The following is a 22,345-nucleotide window of genomic DNA, read 5'->3' on the forward strand; positions in this document are numbered from 1 at the left end:
TGACAAGTATTGCCGACATTCCTCATTTCCCTTTGGCCGCCGTGGTGGGTGCCGACGAGCTGAAACTGGCGTTGTGCCTGACCGCCATCGACCCGAAGATCGGCGGTGTTCTGATCGAAGGGCCGCGGGGTATGGCCAAGTCGACCCTGGCCCGTGGCCTGGCCGATTTGCTGGCCAGCGGCCAATTCGTCACCTTGCCACTGGGTGCCACCGAGGAGCGCCTGGTCGGTACCCTCGATCTGGACGCGGCGCTGGGCGAAGGGCGGGCGCAGTTCTCGCCGGGCGTACTGGCCAAGGCCGATGGCGGTGTGCTGTATGTGGATGAGGTCAATCTGTTGGCCGATCACCTGGTCGACCTGCTCCTCGATGTGGCCGCCAGTGGAGTCAATCTGGTAGAGCGTGATGGTATTTCCCACCGTCACCCGGCGCGCTTCGTGCTGATCGGCACCATGAACCCGGAAGAGGGCGAGTTGCGCCCGCAGTTGCTTGATCGTTTCGGCCTCAACGTTGCCCTGAGCGGCCAGACTCTGCCGGCCGAGCGCAGCCAGATCATTCGCCGCCGCCTGGACTTCGACAGCGACCCCCAGGGCTTTTGCGCGCAGTGGCAGCCGCAGCAGGCACACCTGCAACAGCGCTGTCAGCAGGCGCGCGCATTGCTGGCGCAGATTGCTCTGGACGATGTGGCCCTGCAGGCCATCAGCGAACGCTGTTTTGCCGCCGGTGTCGATGGCCTGCGCGCCGACCTGGTCTGGTTGCGGGCGGCACGGGCTCATGCCGCGTGGCGTGGCGCCCTGGCCATCGAAGAGCAGGATATCGAGGCCGTGGCCGAGTTTGCCCTGCGTCATCGGCGGCGTAACAGCCAGGCCAATGAGCAAGGCCCCTCGGCTCCAGCGCCGCAAAATAATCAGACGGCAGCCGATCAACCTGACACCGCTCAGGGCCAATGGGGCGAGTTACCCGCCCAGGCCATCGCCACCGGTCAGCGCCGTGAAGTGCCGAGCTGGCCAAAAAAGCCCTAGGCATCCGCCCTCATGCAACCTCGACGGCGGATGCCCAGCCCCGGCCCGGTGAGCTGGACGGCGGTAGTCGTGGGGCGCTGCGTGCGGGCGAGAACGGCGCCATCGCATGGCTGCCGACCTTGCTGCGCGGACGTCCGCGCTATCGCCACGAGCTGATCCGCCAGCCCCGTAGCCGTCGTGCGCAGGAAATGTGGCTGCTGGTGGTGGATGCCTCGGCCTCGACCCGACGCTCCCAGGCATTGAGCAAGGCCAAGGGCCTGCTGGCGCAACTATTCGACGACGGCTATCGCCAGCGCGCGCGGCTGGCCCTGCTCACCGCCAGTGGCAGCGAGGCCCGCTGGCAATATCAGGGGCACAAGGCTTCCCGAGGCCTGCAACCCTGGCTTGACTGTCTCGGCGCGGGCGGCGGTACCCCGTTGCCAGAGGCCCTGCAACAGGCGGCCGACTGGCTGCAACGCCGTCGGCGGCGCTATCCGGAGGAGATACAGCGGGTCTGGGTGCTGACCGATGGGCGTATTCGCGAAACTGCCGGGCTGCCGCAGTTTGACTGCCCATGCTGCCTGATCGATATCGAACAGGGACCGATTCGTCTGGGGCGGGCACGGCAGCTGGCGGCACAGTTAAATGCGCGGTATCAGGCGATAGATGATTTAAAAGTTATCTGAGATTGCTGGCTGTTGTGGCCGGGGGCTTGTAGGAGCTGCCGAAGGCTGCGAAGGGGGCTGTCAGATACACCGCTTTCGCAGCCTTCGACAGCTCCTACAGACATCTCATTGCAATTCAAATGCTGCGATGATCAGGCCGGCATGGTCCAGGGCTTGAGGTCGTAGCCTTCGTTGCTGATTTCAGCGCGGGCTTCTTCCAGCCAGTTGGCCAGTTGCGCCTTGTCGGAGTAGGCGCTGCTCGGGATCTGTTTGCGGCCGATACGGGCGCTCATGCGGTCGACGACGGTCAGGTTCAGTACACCGTTACCGTCCTGTGGAGCCCAGGCAACGCATTGAAAAGGTTTGAAAGCGTTGCCAGCGATCAAGAGTACGTCGTTAAAGCGCAGTGGGGCGTTCATGGTCAATTCCTCAAGTGCCCGTATCAATTCAGGTCCGCCGTCGGTGGGCCTACCGCCCGGCTGGTTACTTGTGTTGATGACGGCAACCGGTGCATGAGTCACACACAAAACAAAAATTTTCTGATTTTTTACAAAGCCACGTCTTTCAACCCCTCTGGGCAAAACCTGCAGATATTCCAGAGCGTCGGCTAATAAGCCCCGTCGTCCCTAATTACTTTTCGGTCTTGGTCATATAGTCAATCGGTACAAGGGTGTGTCAAATTTTTGCTAATGTAAGTTTCGGAATCGCCAAGACACTGTTTTACAAAGATTTCTAAATTACATTCGGTCAATTTGGCGCCAAGGAACCTAATATGCATGATGCGGCTACATCGCGACGCCTGTTGATCGTCGATCCTTGCGACGATTGTCACCAATTGATTCCCGTTCTGAAACTGGCCGGTTGGGCGGTTGACAGTTGTACCCTGGAAGAGGCCCTGCGGCGCAGTTGCGATGTCGGGCTGATTCGTCTGATGCCCCAGCATTTCGAGCATCCGGACCTGGTCAAGGAGCTCATTACCCGCAGCAATACCGAATGGATAGCCGTACTGACCCCGGATGATCTGCGTCGGGAGAAGATCGGCGATTTTGTCTGTGAATGGTTCTTCGATTTCCATACCTTGCCGTTCGATGTGGCCAGGGTGCAGGTCACCCTGGGTCGCGCCTATGGCATGGCGCGCCTGCGAAGCCAGGGCGGTGTTTCGGCCAGTACGCCGGAACATGAAATGCTCGGCGACAGTCGGCCCATCCGCGAATTACGACGATTGTTGAGCAAACTGGCCCCCACTGAATCGCCTGTGCTCATTCGCGGTGAAAGCGGTACCGGCAAGGAGTTGGTCGCTCGTACGCTGCACAACCAGTCTCATCGACGTAACAAGCCTTTTGTGGCAATCAATTGCGCGGCCATTCCGGAGCATCTGATTCACTCCGAGCTGTTCGGCTACGAAGCGGGCGCCTTCAGTGGTGCCAAGGAGCGGCGGATCGGGCGCATCGAGGCAGCGGATGGGGGCACGTTGTTCCTCGATGAAATCGGCGATCTGCCCTTGGATATACAGGCCAATCTGCTGCGTTTCCTACAGGACAAGCAGATCGAACGCATGGGCGGGCGTGAAGCGATCCCGATTGATGTACGAATTATCGCCGCGACTCATGTAGACCTGGAGGCCGCCATTCGCAAGAAGCGCTTTCGCGAAGACCTGTATTACCGCTTGAACGTACTGCAGGTGGGGACTGCGCCGTTGCGCGAACGCCATGGTGATCTGGCCCTGCTGGCCAATCACTTTGCTCATTTCTATAGTCAGGAAACCGGGCGGCGGGCGCGCAACTTCAGTCAGGATGCGCTGATTGCCATGGGCAAGCATGACTGGCCGGGCAATGTCCGCGAGTTGGCCAATCGGGTGCGTCGGGGGCTGGTGCTGGCCGATGGGCGACAGATCGAGGCGGCTGACCTGGGTTTGCTGGGCGACGACGATATCGTCAGCAGCATGGGCACCCTGGACGAGTACAAGTCACGCGCAGAGCGCCAGGCCCTGTGCGATGTGCTGACCCGGCACAGCGACAATCTCAGCGTCGCCGCCAAGGTACTGGGCATTTCACGCCCGACGTTCTATCGCTTGTTGCACAAGCATCAAATCCGCTGATCCTCTTCAAGCAGTTGCTCCACTGCGGCAAAAGCCTGTTCACGGCGCGTATCCCAGTTGCCGGTAATGATCTGAAACGCTTGCTGATGGCGTTCCAGCCAGCGCTGACTGTCAGTAAAAAATTTCTGTCGTTCACTGAGTTGTGGCTGGCAGCGCTGACCATCGCTGATCCAATTGACACCTTCCGGCGCTAGCAGCAGATGCAGATCATAGCGACGGCTCAACAGTTGTCCTTCGATCCAGCTCGGGCAAGCGGCAAACAACGTCTGGCTCCACAACATATTGCTTAACAGATGGGTGTCGAGAACCACCAATCGGGCGGCGGTAGCGCGGGCGGCATCTTCCCGGGCGAGTTGGCCTAAGGCGATGGCATCGATATCGGCGTAGCAGGTGTCGCGGTCGTGCAGTTCGATGAATTCACGGACATATTCACGCACCACCAGTGCGCCGTATTGCCGTTCTATCTCGGCGCTGAGCCAGCTTTTACCGCTGGATTCAGGTCCGGTCAGGACGAGTACCTTCATGCGGTCGGCACCAGCGCCCGGCGCCATTCACGCCAGCCCAGCACCGCCAGCAGGGTGAAAAGGCCATAGAGCGCGGCAGTCAGGTACAGCGCCTTGTACAGAAACAGGCCGACGAAAATCACGTCGAGCAGGATCCATAGCGGCCAGCATTGCAGGCGTTTCTGCGCCATCCATACCTGCGCCACAAGGCTGAAGCCGGTCAGGGCAGCGTCCAGCCAGGGTTGCGCGGCGTCAGTGAAGTGCGCCATGGCGGCCCCCAGCACGATACTGGCCACTGCGCCTGCGGCAAGGCCGGGCAGCATGCCTTGCAGGGTCAATACGCTGACGGCGCGCGCAGATGTCTGCTGGCGACGGCTCCACAGCACCCAGCCGTAGATTTGCAGGACCGCATAGATGACCTGCAGCAGCATGTCCGAATACAGCTTCACGTCGAAGAAAATCCAGCTGTACAGCAGCACCATGACCAGCCCGATCGGCCAGCACCAGACGTTCTGCTTTACGGTTAGCCAGACGGCGATCACACCGAGGGCAGATGCCAACAATTCCAGGCCTGACACGGCAGCTCCTCGAAGGGGTGAAAAAGGACGGCGATTGTAAGCATTTGTGCCGGGCCTGGGCAGGCGAAAATCTTTTGCATCAGACCTCATGATTGCGTGATGAGCGTTGTCACATGTTGTCTGTTAGCATCGCGGCGCCTTTCACCCGTCAGCCTTTAATGGCGTTGAGCATGACGGGCAGTCGCGCCTTGCTGGCCATATTTGCAACCGTTCATATACAAATATTGAAGAAGCCTGCCGCGGTACGGCTTCCTTGGGGGAATGATGGATCTTTGGACCGCCGCTCAGGCGTTGATACTCGGTGTCGTGGAAGGGCTGACGGAGTTCCTGCCCATCTCCAGCACCGGCCACCAGATCATTATTGCGGACTTGATCGGTTTCGGTGGTGAACGGGCGATGGCGTTCAACATCATCATCCAGTTGGGGGCCATCCTGGCCGTGGTCTGGGAGTTCCGGCGCAAGATTCTCGATGTGGTCATCGGCCTGCCCAAGCAGCGGCAGGCGCAACGTTTCACCGCCAACCTGCTCATCGCCTTTATGCCGGCGGTGGTGCTGGGGGTGTTGCTGTCCGATCTGATCCACCATTACCTGTTCAACCCGATCACCGTGGCCACGGCCCTGGTGGTGGGCGGCGTAATCATGCTCTGGGCCGAGCGTCGAGAGCATACGGTGACGGCGGAAACGGTTGATGACATGACCTGGAAGGAAGCCCTGAAAGTCGGCTGCGCGCAATGCCTGGCGATGATTCCAGGGACCTCGCGCTCCGGTTCCACCATTATCGGCGGCCTGCTGTTCGGCCTGTCGCGCAAGGCGGCCACGGAGTTTTCGTTCTTCCTGGCCATGCCGACCATGGTTGGCGCGGCGGTGCTGTCCGGCTATAAGTACCGGCATCTGTTCAAGCCTGACGACATCGGGGTGATTGCCATTGGCTTCGTCACTTCATTCATCTTCGCGATGATTGCCGTACGCGGGCTGCTCAAGTTTATCGCCAGCCACAGCTATGCCGTTTTTGCCTGGTATCGGATTGCCTTCGGCTTGCTGATTCTGGCGACCTGGCAGTTCGGCTGGATCGATTGGTCGTCGGCTCAACCTTAATGTGGGACCGGCTTTAGCCGGGAAGGCGTCACATGTGCATTGTCTAGCATATTGTCTTCCCGGCTAAACCCGGCTCCGCAGGAAAAAACAGATTCATGTTGCAGGTGAAAATGCATTCAGATGTGCAGTGGCTCAAATTAAAACTGGCGATTTTCCTGGGGCTGTGTGCCGCACCGGGCTACGGTGTGGTGTCGATGTGGCTCAAGGGCGGTTCACGGCTGCCAGCACTGGCTTATCTGCTGGCCAGTGTGGTGGCATTCGCCCTGTACGCCCGGGACAAGCACCAGGCACGCAACGAAGGCCGGCGCACGCCAGAGAAAGTCCTGCACGCTGTCGAGCTGCTGGGCGGTTGGCCGGGGGCGCTGCTGGCGCAGCAGGTCTTTCGCCACAAGACCCGTAAAGCCTCCTATCAGGTGCTGTTCTGGCTGATTGTCCTGTTGCACGAAGTAATCTGGCTGGACCGGGTGGTGCTCGGCGGGGCGCTGTTGTCGCGTCATCTCTACTAGTCACAGATCGAGTTTGAGCGCGACCTGCTGGCGTTTTGGCAGGCGTGCAACCACCAACTGGTGCGAGCGCGTGAGCAGGTCCAGCAGTTCGCTGTCGCTCAGGGGCTGCGGCAGACCCATGCTGATCCAGTGGGCACGAGCCAGGTAGGGCGCCGGACGGATGCCGGGGCGGTCGACGTAACCGAGGAAAAGATCGGTACTGACCTTAAAAGCCAGGTCATTGCCCGACAGGCCCATGACCGCAAACATCTTGTTCGTGGCAATGGAAAATACCCGTACACCGCCCCACTTGTAGTCTTCCCGGGCGCCGGGCAGGCTCAGGCAAAAGGCGGCGATTGCTTCGATATCCATGCTTGTCTCCTGTTCATGCGCCGTTGTCTTGTTGCTTGAAGGCGGTACTGACGTGTTCGATCCACGCCCTGACCGCCGGCAGCATACCCCGGCGCTGGGTGTAGGCAGCTTGCAGATTGCCAGCGGGCAGCGACCAGTCGGGTAACAACTGGATCAGGCTGCCGTCGGCCAGTTCCTTTTGGCAGTTCAGCAGTGGCAGCATGGTTGCACCCAGCCCGGCCAGGGCAGCACCCTTGCGCATGGGGAAATCGTCGATGGCCAGACGTGGCTCGGCAGAGAAGTCCTGACGTTCGCCGTCGCGATGAGTCAACTGAAAGTGCACCTTGCGCGTAGCATCGATGGCGCCGAGGATCGGCAGCCTGGCCAGGTCATTGGGGACGCGGATGTCATGGCCTTCGAGCAGCGCCGGGGAGGCCACCAGCAGCGCCCGGGCGGGGACCAGGTGGCGCACGATCAACTGCGGGTCTTCGTCGCCGATGTCACGTACGCGCAGGGCGACGTCGATGCTTTCGTTGACCAGATCGACGCGGCGATTGACCAGCAGCATCTCCAGTTGCACCTGAGGATGGCTGACGAGGAATTCATTGACCACGGCGGACAGGTTCCACTGCAACATGCCCAATGGGCAGGATACCCGCAGACGCCCACGCGGTTCGGTGGACAGCGACGCCACGGCTTCGTCAGCCATTTCCGCTTCCAGCAGCATGGCCTGGCAATGACTCAGATAACGCTCGCCGACGGCAGTCAGCGCCAGTTTGCGTGTGGTGCGCTGCAGCAGACTGACATTCAGGCGTTCTTCCAGTTCGGCGATGCGCCGCGACAGACGCGACTTGGGGATGCCCAACTCACGCCCGGCTGCGGCGAAACCGGCGTGTTCGACGACTTTGACGAAATAGTAGAGATCGTTGAGATCCTGCATGAAAGGTTCGACTGTTCTGAGAGTGGGCGAACCTTCGCATTGCCGGGGCCTGAACGTCTACTCCAGCGTTGGCATGACCCTGACAGCCGTGCTGTCGCGCGGTAAACGCAGGCCCCGTAGGAGCCGGCTTGCTGGCGATGGCGTCAGGTCAGTCGCCGACGCTATCACGAGCGCTTCGCACTTGATCGCCAGCAAGCCAGCTCCTGCAAAATATCATTTCAATTCATATGTTTGCGCCATATTCAATCAGTGCTGCTGATGGCTGAAATGGTGCCCTCTGCAAGACGTCTCTCTTTCCCTTGAGTGAATTTTCCGAGAGAATCCCCGACCGCTTGCGCTGGTCCATTTCGATCTCTAGGCTGCCTGCCGTCGCTGATATTCAGTGACAGGGCTTGGCCGCCCATGGTGAGAAAAAGATGCAGTCGCTTGTGATGTCTGCGGACGGTGTCTGTCCGCGCATGCGTTATGGCAACTGTGCAAGGGACACCCTAGGGTGTGCCGGGTTTATCTTTTTCCCCGGTCGGCCAACCCTTGTACCGTTGCCACCTTTTTCGCTTGGCCGCGTAGAGGGGGTAATTTCGTTTACCGAAAAAGAGTTACCTCATGAAAAAGATCGTCCCCGATCCACCTGTTGCAACCATCCTCGCAGCCCTGGCCTGTTTCGAAGAACGTCTTAACCATGCCTCGGATCTGCTCAACTGTGCCAATGCCACCACCTATGAAGCGGGCGATAACCTGCAAGGCCAGGACCGTGCCCTGGTCATGGCCAGTACGCATCTGATTGCCCAGACCCAGGGTCTGATCGAACAGATGATCGATTACTTGCCGACCGTGTCTGGAGCGTGCAGGGCGTTCGTCAAGACAGACGGTTAACAAGCCTTCCAGCTGAACGTTGAAAGCTTCGCCTGCGCAGTGTCATCACTCGCAGGCGATTGAAGTTTCATTACCAATAATCTGCGTTCTGCTGGCTGCGTGACGATTTGCGCGGCTTCACTCAATTGCCATCTCCGGGGGCGAGTGTTGAAGTCGACCCGGCGCGCATGGGCGCTACCAGGGACTGGAGGGAGCAAGCATGGCAAACATCATCAAGGCCAAAGCGTTCTGTAACGATGAGGTGGCGTATCTGGCCTGGGAGACCGACGGCAGGATCGATGGCTGCCTGGGCTTCCTGATCACGCGGATTTTTGTCGACACGGGCGAACGCCGTGTGCTGCCGTCCTGGGTGGCCTTCGAGTCCCAGTCCAATCCCGAATGGGAAGAACAGGACACAAGTGTCTGGCCCATTCAGAAGTTCTCATGGCGTGACCTGACGCTGCGCAAGAGCCGTAACAAACTCGACAGCCGATCCGGCCCGTTGCGGGTCCGCTATGAAGTTCGCCCCGTTGGCCGTCTGCAGGAGGGCAGGGAGGCGGTCCCACCGACGGACACCGCACAGCCCGGCAAGTACAGCGGCCTGCCGATCACGCTGGGGTTCTACGGAGCGGCCATCGAAACCAACGAGATTGTCGCCAGCAACGATCATGGTGACGTCTCGGCGGGTTTCAACAATGGCATCCTGTCCACGCAGAACCTGCGCAAGCAATTGCATACGCCCAAGGGCAAGACTCCCAGTGCTGCCCAGTTGCGCAAACGCATCTATGACCCCGTCGACCCTTTGCGCACCTTCCTGGCCGGTGATGTGTTGCCCATGTTGAGGGATATCTTTCTCCAGGCAGAGGCGCGGGACGGGCAGATCTACTGCGCGCTGTACGAACTCTGCGACCCCGAGTTGGTCGAGCTGCTCGAGAAACATGCCGGGCGCACTCATCTGATTCTGTCCACGGCCGGATACGACGAGAAAAACAAGCGGTGGGATACCACCAATGAACAGGCGCGAAAACGCCTGCACAACGCATTCGGCCCCGAGCGAATTCAGGATCGGATGTTCAATACCTCATCAGGTATCGGCCATAACAAATTCGCCATTCTGCTGATCAACGGCAAGCCCGAAGCCGTATGGAGCGGAAGCACCAACTGGACGCCGACCGGTTTATGCACTCAGACCAACAACACCGTCGTTTTTCGTTGCGCCGCAGTCGCCCGGGCTTATCTGGATTATTGGTTCAGGCTGCTGAAGGACCCACAACCGATTCCCGAGCCTGCTTACGCCAGCAACAAGGCTAGTCAAGGCCCCGAGTTGCGCCTGGCCAATGCGATGGCGGTAAACGCTGAAATCAATCAGGGCAGTGTGCCCGTGCAGCTGTGGTTTTCGCCCAATACACCCATGCGGGGGAGCCCGGCGACCAGGACGGTGCCGCCGGATCTTGCTGCGGTATTCGAGCTGATGGCCAAGGCCCGGCACGCGATCTTTCTATTGGTCTTCAATCCGGGGCGTACCAGTGAGACCGGCGACGACTTGAACACCGCCGTCGCGGCCGCGCTGACCTTTGGCCGACACCGCCCCGGCTTGCTGATTCAGGGTGCCATCAGCGATCCGACTGCCATGCCGGGTTACCAGAGCCCGGCGGCAGATGACCCCAAAGTGGCTGCACCTGCCGTGTTCTCTCCGCCAGGGCTGCCCAACGTGCTCATGGTGCGGGCGGAGGCCTTGCACGATCAGATTGGCGACTTTCAGAAGGAATTACTGGGTATTGGCCATGCCATCGTGCACGACAAGATCATCGTGATCGACCCGATGTCCGATCAGGACTGCGTGGTGATTACGGGAAGTCATAACCTGGGTTTCAAGGCGTCCTACGCCAATGACGAAAACCTGATAATCGTGCGTGGCAACAAATCCCTGGCCTGCGCCTATGCCGTGCATGTCCTCGATGTGGTCGAGCACTATCGCTTCCGCGCCGTTCAACAGGAACGTGCCCGCGAGGCCGGATTAAAGGGCAAGAGTATGAAGAAGGCGGTGGATAAAGGCTTTCTGCGCGAGGACGACACCTGGCAGGACAAATATGTCGATGCCGATGCACAGGATCTACGCGCGTATTTGTTGGCCGATGACTAGCCGCGCAGGCAGTTGGCGCCTTTGCCGTCCGCCAGACCACGCGATGCGGGCGACGCCATGGCGGTGTGCGCTGTGCCGCGCGCGACCAGAATGATCAGCGCAGTAAAACCATAGACCGCCACGGCGGCAAAAATCAGAACCAGCGAGGCCAGAATCAGCATGTTCGGTGCTCCCCATGGGCCAGCCGCAATGGCCAGCGTTGAAAGAATGGAGCAAGCATCCGCTGAATGGGGGCCGCAGAGAAACGAACACGGGTGATGACGACAATCGATGGAGGCAATGGTTAGGGATGCGCTATGCAGGAGCTGCCGAAAGCTGAGAACCGGTGTACCTGACCCGTCGCTTTCGCAGCCTTCGGCAGCTTGTGCCAATGCATTCGAAATGGAATGCCGCTGAGTCAATCTGCTGATTGTCCCATCAGTGGGACAAACAATCGCAAAAATACAGACTAATCGCTCATTGATATGCCCTGTAGGATTATCCCACTTGATCGCCAAGTGGCGATTCTCACTTTGGGAAGCATTTATATGAAACTGTTGCATATCGATTCCAGCATCCTTGGCGATCATTCGGCCTCCCGCCAGCTCAGCAGTGCCGTGGTTGAAGCCTATAAGGCTGTCGATCCCACTGCCCAGGTCAGCTACCTCGACCTGGCGAGCGAAGGGGCGCTGGGTCACTTCAATGGCGCCAGCCTGGCTGCTGGTGGCACGCCTGCCGATGCCCGCACTGCTGCGCAGAAGCTGGAAGCAGAAACCAACGAAGCGACGCTGCAGCAGTTCATTGATGCCGACGTCGTGGTGATTGGTGCGCCGATGTACAACTTCAGCATTCCCAGCCAGCTCAAGGCCTGGATCGACCGCGTTGCCGTTGCCGGCCGCACCTTCCGTTACACCGAAGCCGGCCCGGAAGGCCTATGCGGTGGCAAGAAGCTGATCATCGTGTCGACGTCCGGTGGCCTGCATGTCGGCCAGCCTACCAGCGCCGGTCACGAAGACCTGCTGCGAGTGCTGTTCGGTTTCCTCGGAATCACCGATATCGAATTCGTCTTCGCCCATGGCCTGGCCTACGGTGACGAGCCTCGCGCGAACGCCATCACTGCTGCGCAGAAGCAGATCGCCGAAGAGCTGTTCGCGGCTGCCTGATCACACGGCTGGCTGGCTTCTCGAAACTCCGTCGCCCTGTTCAGGGCGGCGGAGTTTTTTGTTTTATGGCCGGGCTCAAGGTCAGGACCAGTACGCTTGCCAGGACGATGATTGTTCCAGCCATGACCATAAGCGTAGGGCGTTCAGCCAAGGCGATGGAGGCCATCGACATGGCCGTGGGCGGGATCAGGTACAGCGCCAGGGCGGCGCGGCTGACGTTGCTGTGCGTCAGCACGTAAGCCCATGCAAGATACGCCAGGGCACTGGGGAAAATCCCCAGGATGAGCACGGCCAGGTTGGCTGCGGGCGAGGCGCGTTGCGCGACCTGCCACAGGCCCGGCAAATAGATCAGCAGGAGCGCCGTGCCCGACCAGACTGTGTAGCACACGATGGTCAGCCCGCTGTAACGATGGCAATGGCGTTTCTGCAGGGCGAAATACAGGCTCCAGGACAAGGCTGCCAGCGGAATCAACAGCGCCTGCGGGTTCAGTGCGGCCAAGCCATGATCGCCGCCAGCCACGATGGCAATGCCGAACAGGCCGCACAGTACACAGGCCCACTGTCTGGCGCTGACCCGATCCCTGAAGACGAAATGCGCCAGCAGCGTGCTGAACAGGGGTGTGGTTTGCGCCAGTACGCTGGCTGCTCCGGCGCTGACACCCTGTTGCCCGTAATTGAGGGCGATATGGTGCAGGCTGACGGCGAACAGGCCGAGCAGGACCAGTACCGGCAGGTCTTGCAGGCGCGGCAGGGAAATACGCATGACCAGTGCCACACCTGCCATGAAAATGGAGGCCACGATGAAGCGTAACAGCGCCAGATGACCGGGTCCGTAGTCGTGCAGGGCAATATGGATTCCGGTTGGCGAATAGGCCCAGCAGAGAACCACGAACAGCGTGGCCATGGCGATTTTCAGGGCGGGCCTGGGCTTTTCGGCCGTCTCTGCGGTGGGCGTAATGGCATGCATGTCGCGGCTCCTGCTCATCGAAGCCGCGAGTATCAAAAACCCATCTACTCACTACAAGTGATTTAAACTGAGCTGAACATTCACTTTGAGTCAGTCATGGAAATAGCCCAACTGCGCATGTTCAAGACGGTCTACGAGCTGGGCAGTATCGTGCGTGCTGCCGAGGTCCTGCATTGCGTGCCGTCCAATATCACTGCCCGGCTCAAGTCCCTGGAACAGGAGCTGGGTGCGACGCTGTTTTTCCGCGAAGGGCGGGGCTTGCGTATCAGCCCTGCCGGCGAGGTGCTGCTGGAATACGCGGGGAAAATCCTCGCCCTGGCCGATGAGGCCCGTCATGCCCTGGGGCCTGTCGGCGCACCGTGCGGCCCGCTGCGCATCGGCGCTATCGAGTCCAGTGCTTCGGGACGGTTGCCACGGCTGCTGGCCAGATATCATGCGCTGTATCCTCAGGTCTCCCTGGAGTTAAGCACCGGCAACTGGACGCAGTTGCTCGACGATATTCGTCATCGCCGTCTCGATGGTGCCATTGTCGCGGTGGACGTCGAGCGCCAGGGCCTCAAGCGTGCCGTGATGTACCGCGAAGACCTGATCCTGATCGCACCGACGTCCGGGGGCCCAATACGTACGGCAGCGGATTTACAGGGCAAAGCCATCTTCATGTGGCCTGCGGGCTGCCCCTACCGTTTTGCCCTGGAACAATGGTTGCTGCGCAATCAACAGGTGCCGTCCATCACCAGCATCGCCAGCTATGGCGCCATCGTCGGCTGTGTCAGTGCCGGTGCCGGGGTTTCCCTGGTGCCTCGCGGGATCTACGAGCAATACCGCGCGGGGGCGGGCTGGCAAGGTCATGAGTTCGCTGAACTGGCCGGTATCGACAACCTGTTTTACTGGCATGAAAGCGCAGGTAGGCATCCTGCCCGTGATGCTTTTGTCGATTTGTTACAGGCTGAGTTCAGGGAGCCCGTGACACCCTTTGAATAATGTTGTGGCTTGCGTGCGCTGAAGTTCTTCCTGTTACACCCGTTGGCGTGCGTAGCGCTGACCTCTGGTCGCGTGGATGGGTAGTTCTGTTGAGCGGACCTATATTTATTTGTTCGACGCGACGGAGTTTTCTGCTTGTGCGGAGGTCAATTCCGTTGACGCGTCAAGATTGACGATTTCCTTACGCGCGACGTTTCTTTATCGAAAGTAAGATGACGCTCTGAAAGTTGACCGAATTATCAATTCTTACTTGTAGGAATGATTATTCCGGATGTCTGGCCCGACTTATGCAGTGTTGTATGCCATGAAGGTGTGATAAGTGCGCCGTTGGCAGGTTTGCCGGGTTGTAGGGGTGGAGTGGCAGTTCGGACTTGAAAGGGGTGGGGCCTGACGATGGTACGTCTTTGTGCAGTGATGCTGGTGTGTCTGCTCGATAGCCTGATTTCGGTGCAGGTGCAGGCCGAAGAACAGTGGAGTGCGGGTTTCCACGAGTTGAGCTTCCTTGATCCACTGGATTCCCAGCCGATGAAGGCCATCGCTTTCTATCCGTCCACGGATGATGAACAGATCACTAAAGTTCAGGGCTACGAACTCCATGCCGGTGAAGATGCCCACATCGCCATGGGCCGTTTCCCGCTGCTGATGTTGTCCCACGGCAATACCGGGACGCCGCTTGCGCTGCATGACCTGGCCACGTCTCTGGCCCGCCAGGGCTTCGTCGTGGTTGCCGTGCTGCACCCCGGCGATAACTACCTTGATCACAGCCGCCTGGGGGCCTTGAGCAACCTGTACGGTCGACCGCTGCAGATCTCCGAAGCCATCAGTGCCGCACTGGTTGACCCCATGTTGTCGCCGTATCTCAGCCCGCGTCAGGTCGGCGTGATCGGTTATTCCGCTGGCGGCGAGACCGCGTTGATCCTTGCCGGTGCCCAGCCGGACCTGCAACGCCTGCGTGAATACTGCATCGAACGTCCGCAGGATCGCGACGCCTGCAAGACCCAGGGCGAGTTGCTGGTCGACCGTGAAGACTTGCACGCCAAGGCCGATCCCCGGGTCCGCGCCCTGATGCTGATGGCACCGTTGAGCCTGATGTTCGGTCGCCAGACCCTCAGTGACGTGCAGGTGCCAGTGCTGATGTATGCCGGTGACGGCGACGAGCTGCTGGCTTTGGACAAGAACGCCCAAGCCCTGGCGCGCAAGCTGCCCAAGAGCCCGGAGTTCAAGCTCCTGGCCGGGGCAGGGCATTTCGTGTTCATGGCGCCGTGCACCGACGAGCAACGGGCGACCGTTCCGGTGATGTGCAACGACCGGGTTGGCGTTGATCGTGAAGATATCCATCGGCAACTGAGTTCCGATGCCGGACAGTTCTTCGACAGCGCCCTGGGTGTCTCGGAATTGGCCGGGATGCAGACGGCTCATCGTGATCAGGGCGAGTCTGCGCAAGCCAGCGCAGGGCTCTGAGGGTTATTGGCTGCAGCTCCTTTGCTGTGTGGTAAGCCCTGTACGGACGCTGTGTGGGAGCGAATTCACTCGTGAAGGGGCCGGGACATTCGATGCATGTTTATCGTTTGAACGACCTCTTCGCGAATGAATTCGCTCCCACAAAAATCTTGCCGCTGATTTGCTTTCGTGCGTGCAACGCACAGCTTTGGTAAATTCGCTTCCCGCCGTTACCCTGTCGCGCTTCGAACCCGGAAACCCCATGCCGAAGAAACCCGGAAAGTCCACGGTCACCATGGACTTGTCCCTGCCGAAAAAGGCTTCCAGTCTTACTCTGATCGATGTCGCCAAGGTTGCCGGGGTCTCACCGATGACCGTTTCCCGGGCTTTGCATCGCCCTGAACTGGTCAGCGAAGAGACCCGCGACAAGGTCCGCGAAGCCGTGCGCAAGACCGGCTATGTGTCGAACATGCTGGCGGGGGGCCTGGCCAGCAACAAAAGCCGTCTTGTGGCGATCTTTCTGCCTACCATCGCCAACTCGATCTTCGCCGATACGGTGCAGGCCTTGATGGATCGCCTGACCGAAGCGGGCTACCAAACGTTGCTGGGGCTTACCGGTTACTCCGCCGAACAGGAAGAAAAGCTGCTGGAAGCGGTACTGGGCCGTCGTCCGGACGGGATTGTCCTGACCGGCACGCTGCACACCGAATCCAGCCGCCTGCGTCTGGCCCAGTCGGGTATTCCGGTGGTAGAGGCCTGGGACCTCAGTGAGCATCCCCTGGATATGCTGGTGGGGTTTTCCCATGAGCAAGTGGGCGAGGAGACAGCCAGGCATCTGCTCGGCAAGGGCTATAAGCGCTTTGCCGTAGTGACCATCAGCGACCCTCGGGGCCTGCGCCGCTGTAACAGTCTGATTGCCGAGTTGCAGCGCCACGGCATTGAACAGGTGCCACTGCAGGTCATGACCCCACCGGCCACGCTTGAAGTCGGCAGGGAAGGGCTCAAGGCGCTGCTGGATCAAGGCGAGCGGCCGGATATCGTGGTGTGCAGTTCCGACACGATCGCCCAAGGTATTCTTGCCGAAGCCGCCAGTCGCGGCATGCAGGTGCCGACCGACCTGGCGGTGATGGGTTTCGGTGACCTGAGCAGTGCCGCCCAGGTCTATCCAGCGCTCTCCACGGTGCGCGTCGATGGCAGCAAGATCGGCCAATATGTCGCCCAAGCGTTGCTGGATCGGTTCAAATATCCCGAAGGGAGCCACGATCCAGTGCGGGTCGATACCGGCTTTACCCTGATCGATCGACAAAGTACCTGAACCCATTTTTTTAAAAAACCCTGTTTTGTGGCGTTGAATGATTGCGCAATCAGTGTAAGATCAGGCCCAAGGTGATCTGCCTGCCGCGCAGTACCTTTTTTTTGAAATCGTAATGATTGCGCAATCATGGCAATCACAAAAATCTCGGAACAGGGCAGGCCAGCACTGCAACACCACACAATAAGGACAACAACAGTGAGCAATCCTACGCCGTCGATAGCGCGGACCAACGTCCGCTATCTCATCCTCGCGATGATCTTCATCGTTACCGTATTCAACTACGTGGACCGCGCCACCCTGTCCATCGCCGCGCCTGCCATGCGTGGCGACCTGGGTTTTGACGCGATTACCATGGGCATCGCCTTCTCTGCGTTCGGCTGGGCCTATACCAGCATGCAGATCCCCGGTGGTATCGTCCTGGACCGCTTCGGTTCCCGCATAGTGCTGGGCATGAGCCTGATCATCTGGTCGGCGCTGACCTTCCTTCAGGGCTATGTGGACATGTTCAGCTCGGCATTCCTGGCGCTGTTCGTTCTGCGCTTCCTGATGGGCGTGGCCGAATCCCCGGCGTTCCCGGCGAACAACCGTCTGACGGTGATGTGGTTTCCCCGTCACGAACGGGGTCTGGCGACGGCTATCTTTCAGTCGGCGCAATATTTCGCCCTGGCGGCGTTCACGCCCTTGATGGTGCTGTTGCTCAACAGCTTTGGCTGGCAGCATGTGTTCTTCTGGACCGGCGGCGCCGGCATCCTGATCGGCCTGCTGTGGTTCAAGATGGTCCATGAGCCGCGCAAGGACAAACGCGCCAATCAGACTGAAATCGACTACATCGAAGCCGGTGGCGGCCTGCCCAATATGGGCGACGTGAAGACGCCATTCAGCTGGAAGCGGGTTCGCGCCATTGGCGGCAACCGCATGATGCTCGGCGTCTATCTGGGCCAGTTCTGCCTGACCTCCATTACCTGGTTCTTCCTGACCTGGTTCCCCACCTACCTGATCGAAGCCAAGGGCATGACCATGCTCAAGGTTGGCCTGGTTGCGGCGATCCCACCCATTGCTGGCTGCCTGGGCGGCATGATCGGCGGCATCTGGTCGGACTGGATGCTCAAGAAAGGCTTCAGCCTGACCGCCGCGCGCAAGACCCCGATCATTTGCGGCCTGCTGCTGTCGAGCACCATCGTCGTCGCCAACTACACCCAGTCGGTGCCTTTGGTGATTCTGGTGATGTCAGTGGCGTTCTTCGCCAAGGGCGTCGGCAATCTGGGGTGGTGCATTGTCGGCGACGTCTCGCCCAAGCGCGCCATGGGCATCAGTGGGGCGATGTTCAACTTCTGCGGCAACATCGCCAGCATCGTCACTCCGATCGCCATCGGTGTGCTGGTCAATCAGCTCGGCTCGTTCGATTCGGCACTGCTCTACGTCGGCGCCATGGGCCTGCTAGGTGCCTTCGCCTACCTGTTTATCGTCGGGCCGCTCAAGCGCCTGGAAATTGATGAGGTTGAGGATGAGCCTGAGCCCGTCATTGCACCGCAGCTGCAGCCTCGCGGGTAAAAACCTCGCCTATTGAATAAATGCGTTCCCCTGTAGGGGCTGCCGCAGGCTGCGATCAGATTTACCTGACGCGCTGGCATCGCAGCCTTCGGCAGCTCCTACATCGTATTCATCCTGTTTGCCCCAAGGAGAGCCTCATGCTCGCACAACAACAAAACCTCAAATCATCCGACGACGATCGAATTGCCTGGGTCCGGGTTTCGTCAGTGTTCCTGCCCCTGGCCAACCCGATCAGTGATGCCAAGGTGCTCACGGGTCGGCAGAAGCCCATGACTGAAATCGCCATCCTGTTCGCCGAGATCGAAACGGTTGATGGTCATCGCGGCCTGGGGTTCAGCTACTCCAAGCGGGCCGGTGGTCCGGGGCAGTTCGCCCATGCCAGGGAGATCGCCCCGGCATTGATCGGTGAGAACCCCAGCGATATCGCCAAGCTGTGGACCAAGCTGTGCTGGGCCGGTGCTTCGGTGGGCCGCAGCGGTATGTCGACCCAGGCCATTGGTGCTTTCGATGTGGCCCTGTGGGACCTCAAGGCCAAGCGCGCCAACCTGTCCCTGGCTCGTTTGCTCGGTGCCCAGCGTGATTCCGTGCGCTGCTACAACACCTCGGGCGGTTTCCTGCACACCCCGCTGGAACAACTGCTGCACAACACCGATATGTCCCGTGAGAAGGGCATCGGCGGGATCAAGCTCAAGGTCGGCCAGCCGGACTGCGCCATTGACCTGCATCGTGTCAGTACCGTGCGCAAACACCTGGGCGACAGCTTCCCGCTGATGGTCGATGCCAACCAGCAATGGGACCGGCCGACCGCCCAGCGCATGTGCCGTCGCTTCGAAGAATTCAACCTGATCTGGATCGAAGAACCTTTGGACTGCTACGACGCCGAAGGCCACGCGGCGCTCGCGCAACAGTTCGATACGCCTATCGCCACCGGGGAAATGCTCACCAGCGTCGCTGAGCATGCCGAATTCATCAAACTGCGCGGCGCCGACTTCCTGATGCCTGACGCGCCACGTGTCGGTGGTATCACGCCGTACCTGAAAGTCGCGGCCATGGCAGAACAGGCGGGCGTGATGCTGGCGCCGCACTTTGCCATGGAACTGCATGTGCACCTGGCGGCGGCCTATCCGACCGAGCCGTGGGTGGAGCATTTCGAGTGGCTGGAGCCGCTGTTCAACGAACGCCTGGAAACCCGCGACGGCCGCATGCTGGTGCCGACCCGCCCGGGTCTGGGCCTGTCCATGAGTGAACAGGTCAAGGCCTGGACGGCGCAAGAGGTTGAAGTAGGAATACGCCCTTAAGCCGTAAGGACTCTGTTAGAGCAACTGGTAGGAGCGAATACATCTCACCGATGGTGAGGGCTGACTGACCGCGCAGGCTGACAGGAAAGCCACAGCAATGTGGGACCGGCTTTAGCCGGGAAGACGTTATGGCAGGCGATAAGAATGTATCAACCCTGCCTATGCCTTCCCGGCTGAAGCCGGTCCCACAGAAACGCGCCCTGCTTATGTTTTTTCAAGCGTCCTTGTGCTGCAACTCGAACAGCAACAACGAGCGCGCCGTTACCGTGTATTCACTGCCAAACTCAAAGGTCTCCTGGCCGTGGATATCCGGACGATTTGTGTCCAGCAGGCATTTCCAGTCCTTGCCTTCGGGCACTGGCGGCAGGGTGAAGTTGACGCCGTCGTGATGGGAATTGACCACCAGCAACAGCGTGGCGTCGCCACCGGGACGGCGGATGCCGGTTTCCTGAGCGCGACCATCCATCAGCATGCCCATGCAGCGGGCATTGCGATCCTCCCACTGCTCGATGCCCATTTCGCTGCCATCCGGCGCAAGCCAGGTAACGTCCTTTACACCGATGGCCTCGTTATAGTCGCCCACCAGGAAACGGTTACGGCGCAGGATCGGGTAGGTCTGACGCAGTTTGGTCGCGCGCTTGACGAACTCCAGCAGGGATTTGCCGTCCTCGTCCAAGTCCCAGTTGACCCAACCGATTTCACTGTCCTGGCAATAGGCATTGTTATTGCCGTGCTGAGTGCGCGCGAATTCGTCACCGGCAACGATCATTGGCGTACCTTGGGCGAACAGCAGGGTGGCAATGAAATTGCGCATCTGACGCAGGCGCAGCTCGTTGATCGCCGGGTCATCGGTAGGGCCTTCGACACCATGGTTCCAGGACAGGTTGTTGTTGCTGCCGTCCTGATTGTTCTCGTCGTTGGCTTCGTTGTGCTTGTCGTTGTAGGACACCAGGTCATGCAGGGTAAAACCGTCATGGGCGGTGACGAAGTTGACCGAAACATAGGGTCTGCGTCCACGATGGTTGAACAGATTGCCGGAGGCCGTCATACGGGCGGCGAAGTCGGCCAGTTGGCCCTCGTCACCTTTCCAGAAGGCTCGCACGGTGTCGCGGAACTTGTCATTCCATTCGGCCCAGCCAGGGGCGAAACGACCGACCTGATAACCGCCGGGGCCAATATCCCAAGGCTCGGCGATCAGTTTGACCTGACGCAGCACCGGATCCTGGCGACAGGCAACGAGGAAACTGTGGCGCTCGTCGAAACCGTCGCGATAACGACCAAGAATGGTCGCCAGATCGAAGCGGAAACCGTCCACATGCATCTCCGTGGCCCAGTAGCGCAGCGAATCGGTAACCAATTGCAGGACGCAGGGATGGCTCAGGTCCAGGGTGTTGCCCGTGCCGGAGTCGTTGATGTAGTAGCGTTTGTCGTCGGCATTGAGGCGGTAGTACGAGGAGTTGTCGATGCCGCGCATGGACAGGGTCGGGCCCAGTTCGTTGCCTTCGGCAGTGTGGTTGTAGACCACATCGAGAATGACCTCCAGCCCGGCATGGTGCATATGGGCGACCATTTCCTTGAACTCGGCAATTTTACCGTGAGCCAGGTAGCGCGGGTCCGGGGCGAAGAAGGCGATGCTGTTGTAGCCCCAGTAGTTGGTCATGCCTTTCTGCAGCAAATGCTGATCGTTGACGAAGGCATGGATCGGCAGCAGTTCTACCGAGGAGACCCCCAGCTTGCGGATATGCTGGATCACATCCTCGACCATCAGCCCGGAAAAGGTGCCCTTGAGCTCATCGGGGACTGAGGGGTGACGCATGGTGTAGCCGCGCACATGGGTCTCGTACAGCACGGTACGGTCCCAGGGCACGCTGACCCGTTGATCGCGGCCCCAGGTGTAGGCCGGGTCGATGACCTTGCTTTTTGGCACGAACGGCGCGCTATCACGCTCATCGAAACTGAGGTCGCCATCGGGGTGGCCGATGGTATAGCCGAACAAGGCTTCCGACCATTTCAGACTGCCGACCAATTGCTTGGCATAGGGGTCGATCAACAGCTTGTTGTGATTGAAGCGATGGCCGTTCTTCGGGTCGTAAGGGCCGTAGACCCTATAGCCGTAGATCAGGCCGGGATGGGCGTCCGGCAGATAACCATGGAAAATTTCGTCGGTGTATTCCGGCAGTTCGATACGCTCCAGTTCCACCTCACCGGAGGAGTCGAATAAGCACAGTTCAACCTTGGTGGCGTTGGCGGAGAACAGCGCGAAGTTGACGCCCAGACCGTCCCAGTTGGCGCCCAGAGGGAAGGGCAGGCCTTCGCGGATGCGCGACGCGGTTACAGTCGGCTCCGCGGTATGGGAACTGCTTTTGCGGGTGTCCTTTTTTGCGGTGTCGGCGGGTCGAGTACTCATAATCATTCCTGACTTCAAAAGCTTTTCCGAGAGACGGCCGAAGCCGATGTCGAAGCGATAGTCGCGTCAACAGGATCTGGATCAAGGGACGGATTCATTACAGAGAGCGCCTGCGACGCTCCCTGTATCAATGGACGGTCAGTGAACCGAAAGAGTTCAAGGCGCTGGTGGCTTGCCCGGTTTTTTTGCAGCAGCAGGTTTTTTCGGTGCAGCAGGAGCAGGTTTGGCCGCCGATGCCACGGGCTTTGGCGCCGGTGCCGCTGGAGTCGATGGCTTGGCCTTGGCCGCCGCTTTGGCGGCAGGTTTCGCCGGTGCCTTCGCCACCGGTTTGGGCTCGGCTGCGCCGTCTACCTTGGGCAGTTTCGGCTTGGCGGCCTTGCGTGTAGTGGTCTTGTCCGGAGCCAATGCTTCGGCTTCGGCCAATTTGCGAGCCATTTCCCAGTGGCGCTCTTCCTGGCCATGGGGCTTGTCTTCCGATTCCCAGATTTGATAAGCGAACTCGCGGATTCTTTTTTCGTCGGCATTCATCTCGACAC

The 22,345-nt window shown here is 59.8% G+C and carries 22 protein-coding genes; 13 read left to right on the top strand and 9 right to left on the bottom strand.

The annotated features are described in order from the left end of the window. The first annotated feature begins 8 nt into the window (after positions 1–8). A complete protein-coding gene (locus ACCD02_RS08470; RefSeq protein ID WP_413300828.1) occupies positions 9–1,019 on the top strand; it encodes an ATP-binding protein in 1,011 nt (336 codons plus the stop codon). Positions 1,020–1,072: 53 nt separating this feature from the next. Further along, positions 1,073–1,684, top strand: coding sequence for a vWA domain-containing protein (locus ACCD02_RS08475; RefSeq protein ID WP_413300830.1), 612 nt, complete (start codon positions 1,073–1,075; stop codon positions 1,682–1,684). 131 nt (positions 1,685–1,815) lie between these two features. Here ACCD02_RS08475 and ACCD02_RS08480 read toward each other — a convergent pair whose 3' ends face one another. Next, entirely contained in the window at positions 1,816–2,082 is a 267-nt protein-coding gene (locus ACCD02_RS08480) for a hypothetical protein (RefSeq protein WP_259103191.1), read from the bottom strand. Between the two features lie 353 nt (positions 2,083–2,435). On the opposite strand from ACCD02_RS08480, the gene ACCD02_RS08485 reads away from it, so the two are divergent. Further along, positions 2,436–3,761 carry a sigma 54-interacting transcriptional regulator gene (locus ACCD02_RS08485; RefSeq protein ID WP_413300333.1) on the top strand — a complete coding sequence of 442 codons (1,326 nt, stop codon included), beginning with the start codon at positions 2,436–2,438 and terminating at the stop codon, positions 3,759–3,761. Here ACCD02_RS08485 and ACCD02_RS08490 read toward each other — a convergent pair. Both ACCD02_RS08490 and pnuC read right to left on the bottom strand, forming a co-directional pair. Next, positions 3,749–4,285: an AAA family ATPase gene (locus ACCD02_RS08490; protein ID WP_413300335.1), complete on the bottom strand. Its 537-nt coding sequence runs from the start codon at positions 4,283–4,285 to the stop codon at positions 3,749–3,751. The two genes, ACCD02_RS08485 and ACCD02_RS08490, sit on opposite strands and share 13 nt — an antisense overlap. Then, entirely contained in the window at positions 4,282–4,842 is a 561-nt protein-coding gene (gene pnuC / locus ACCD02_RS08495; RefSeq protein WP_413300337.1) for a nicotinamide riboside transporter PnuC, read from the bottom strand. The genes ACCD02_RS08490 and pnuC overlap by 4 nt, the downstream gene beginning before the upstream one ends. Before the next feature lie 264 nt (positions 4,843–5,106). Here pnuC and ACCD02_RS08500 point away from each other — a divergent pair, with 264 nt between their 5' ends. After that, positions 5,107–5,937 carry an undecaprenyl-diphosphate phosphatase gene (locus ACCD02_RS08500; protein WP_413300339.1) on the top strand — a complete coding sequence of 277 codons (831 nt, stop codon included), beginning with the start codon at positions 5,107–5,109 and terminating at the stop codon, positions 5,935–5,937. Between the two features lie 95 nt (positions 5,938–6,032). Next, positions 6,033–6,443, top strand: coding sequence for a DUF1294 domain-containing protein (locus tag ACCD02_RS08505; protein WP_413300341.1), 411 nt, complete (start codon positions 6,033–6,035; stop codon positions 6,441–6,443). Here the strand turns inward: ACCD02_RS08505 and ACCD02_RS08510 are convergent, their stop codons facing one another. Then, the gene (locus tag ACCD02_RS08510) at positions 6,444–6,794 is read right to left on the bottom strand and encodes an MmcQ/YjbR family DNA-binding protein (protein ID WP_413300343.1); all 351 of its coding nucleotides are present in this window, start codon (positions 6,792–6,794) and stop codon (positions 6,444–6,446) included. Positions 6,795–6,807: 13 nt separating this feature from the next. After that, a complete protein-coding gene (locus tag ACCD02_RS08515) occupies positions 6,808–7,713 on the bottom strand; it encodes a LysR substrate-binding domain-containing protein (RefSeq protein ID WP_413300345.1) in 906 nt (301 codons plus the stop codon). A gap of 603 nt (positions 7,714–8,316) precedes the next feature. Between ACCD02_RS08515 and ACCD02_RS08520 the strand changes: the two genes are divergently transcribed. Both ACCD02_RS08520 and ACCD02_RS08525 read left to right on the top strand, forming a co-directional pair. After that, positions 8,317–8,586 (top strand): DUF6124 family protein, encoded by a 270-nt coding sequence (locus ACCD02_RS08520; RefSeq protein ID WP_413300347.1) that lies wholly within the window; start codon positions 8,317–8,319, stop codon positions 8,584–8,586. A gap of 199 nt (positions 8,587–8,785) precedes the next feature. Next, on the top strand, positions 8,786–10,708 hold the full coding sequence (locus ACCD02_RS08525; protein WP_413300349.1) for a phospholipase D-like domain-containing protein: 1,923 nt from the start codon (positions 8,786–8,788) through the stop codon (positions 10,706–10,708). On the opposite strand, the gene ACCD02_RS08530 is transcribed toward ACCD02_RS08525, so the two are convergent. Then, positions 10,705–11,277, bottom strand: coding sequence for a hypothetical protein (locus ACCD02_RS08530; protein WP_413300351.1), 573 nt, complete (start codon positions 11,275–11,277; stop codon positions 10,705–10,707). The two genes, ACCD02_RS08525 and ACCD02_RS08530, sit on opposite strands and share 4 nt — an antisense overlap. Between ACCD02_RS08530 and ACCD02_RS08535 the strand changes: the two genes are divergently transcribed. After that, a complete protein-coding gene (locus ACCD02_RS08535; RefSeq protein WP_413300353.1) occupies positions 11,236–11,850 on the top strand; it encodes an FMN-dependent NADH-azoreductase in 615 nt (204 codons plus the stop codon). The two genes, ACCD02_RS08530 and ACCD02_RS08535, sit on opposite strands and share 42 nt — an antisense overlap. 40 nt (positions 11,851–11,890) lie before the next feature. On the opposite strand, the gene ACCD02_RS08540 is transcribed toward ACCD02_RS08535, so the two are convergent. After that, positions 11,891–12,817: a DMT family transporter gene (locus ACCD02_RS08540; RefSeq protein WP_413300355.1), complete on the bottom strand. Its 927-nt coding sequence runs from the start codon at positions 12,815–12,817 to the stop codon at positions 11,891–11,893. A 96-nt stretch (positions 12,818–12,913) separates the two neighbouring features. Here ACCD02_RS08540 and ACCD02_RS08545 point away from each other — a divergent pair, with 96 nt between their 5' ends. The 5 genes from ACCD02_RS08545 to ACCD02_RS08565 all read left to right on the top strand — a co-directional run bounded on the left by ACCD02_RS08545 (position 12,914) and on the right by ACCD02_RS08565 (position 19,402). Next, positions 12,914–13,798, top strand: a complete 885-nt coding sequence (locus tag ACCD02_RS08545; RefSeq protein WP_413300357.1) for a LysR family transcriptional regulator — start codon at positions 12,914–12,916, stop codon at positions 13,796–13,798. Positions 13,799–14,191: 393 nt separating this feature from the next. After that, positions 14,192–15,259: an alpha/beta hydrolase family protein gene (locus ACCD02_RS08550; protein ID WP_413300359.1), complete on the top strand. Its 1,068-nt coding sequence runs from the start codon at positions 14,192–14,194 to the stop codon at positions 15,257–15,259. Positions 15,260–15,500: 241 nt separating this feature from the next. Then, on the top strand, positions 15,501–16,553 hold the full coding sequence (locus ACCD02_RS08555; protein WP_413300361.1) for a LacI family DNA-binding transcriptional regulator: 1,053 nt from the start codon (positions 15,501–15,503) through the stop codon (positions 16,551–16,553). A gap of 195 nt (positions 16,554–16,748) precedes the next feature. Further along, entirely contained in the window at positions 16,749–18,104 is a 1,356-nt protein-coding gene (locus tag ACCD02_RS08560; protein ID WP_413300363.1) for an MFS transporter, read from the top strand. A gap of 137 nt (positions 18,105–18,241) precedes the next feature. Next, complete coding sequence (locus ACCD02_RS08565) at positions 18,242–19,402, top strand: L-talarate/galactarate dehydratase (protein ID WP_413300365.1); 1,161 nt, start codon at positions 18,242–18,244, stop codon at positions 19,400–19,402. Between the two features lie 214 nt (positions 19,403–19,616). Here the strand turns inward: ACCD02_RS08565 and glgX are convergent, their stop codons facing one another. Together glgX and ACCD02_RS08575 are read right to left on the bottom strand one after the other, a co-directional pair. Then, positions 19,617–21,809 carry a glycogen debranching protein GlgX gene (glgX, locus tag ACCD02_RS08570; RefSeq protein ID WP_413300367.1) on the bottom strand — a complete coding sequence of 731 codons (2,193 nt, stop codon included), beginning with the start codon at positions 21,807–21,809 and terminating at the stop codon, positions 19,617–19,619. Positions 21,810–21,965: 156 nt separating this feature from the next. Then, positions 21,966–22,337: a DUF2934 domain-containing protein gene (locus ACCD02_RS08575; protein WP_413300369.1), complete on the bottom strand. Its 372-nt coding sequence runs from the start codon at positions 22,335–22,337 to the stop codon at positions 21,966–21,968. Positions 22,338–22,345: the final 8 nt, after the last annotated feature.

Source organism: Pseudomonas sp. Pseusp88, assembly GCF_047303955.1.
GTDB lineage: Bacteria > Pseudomonadota > Gammaproteobacteria > Pseudomonadales > Pseudomonadaceae > Aquipseudomonas.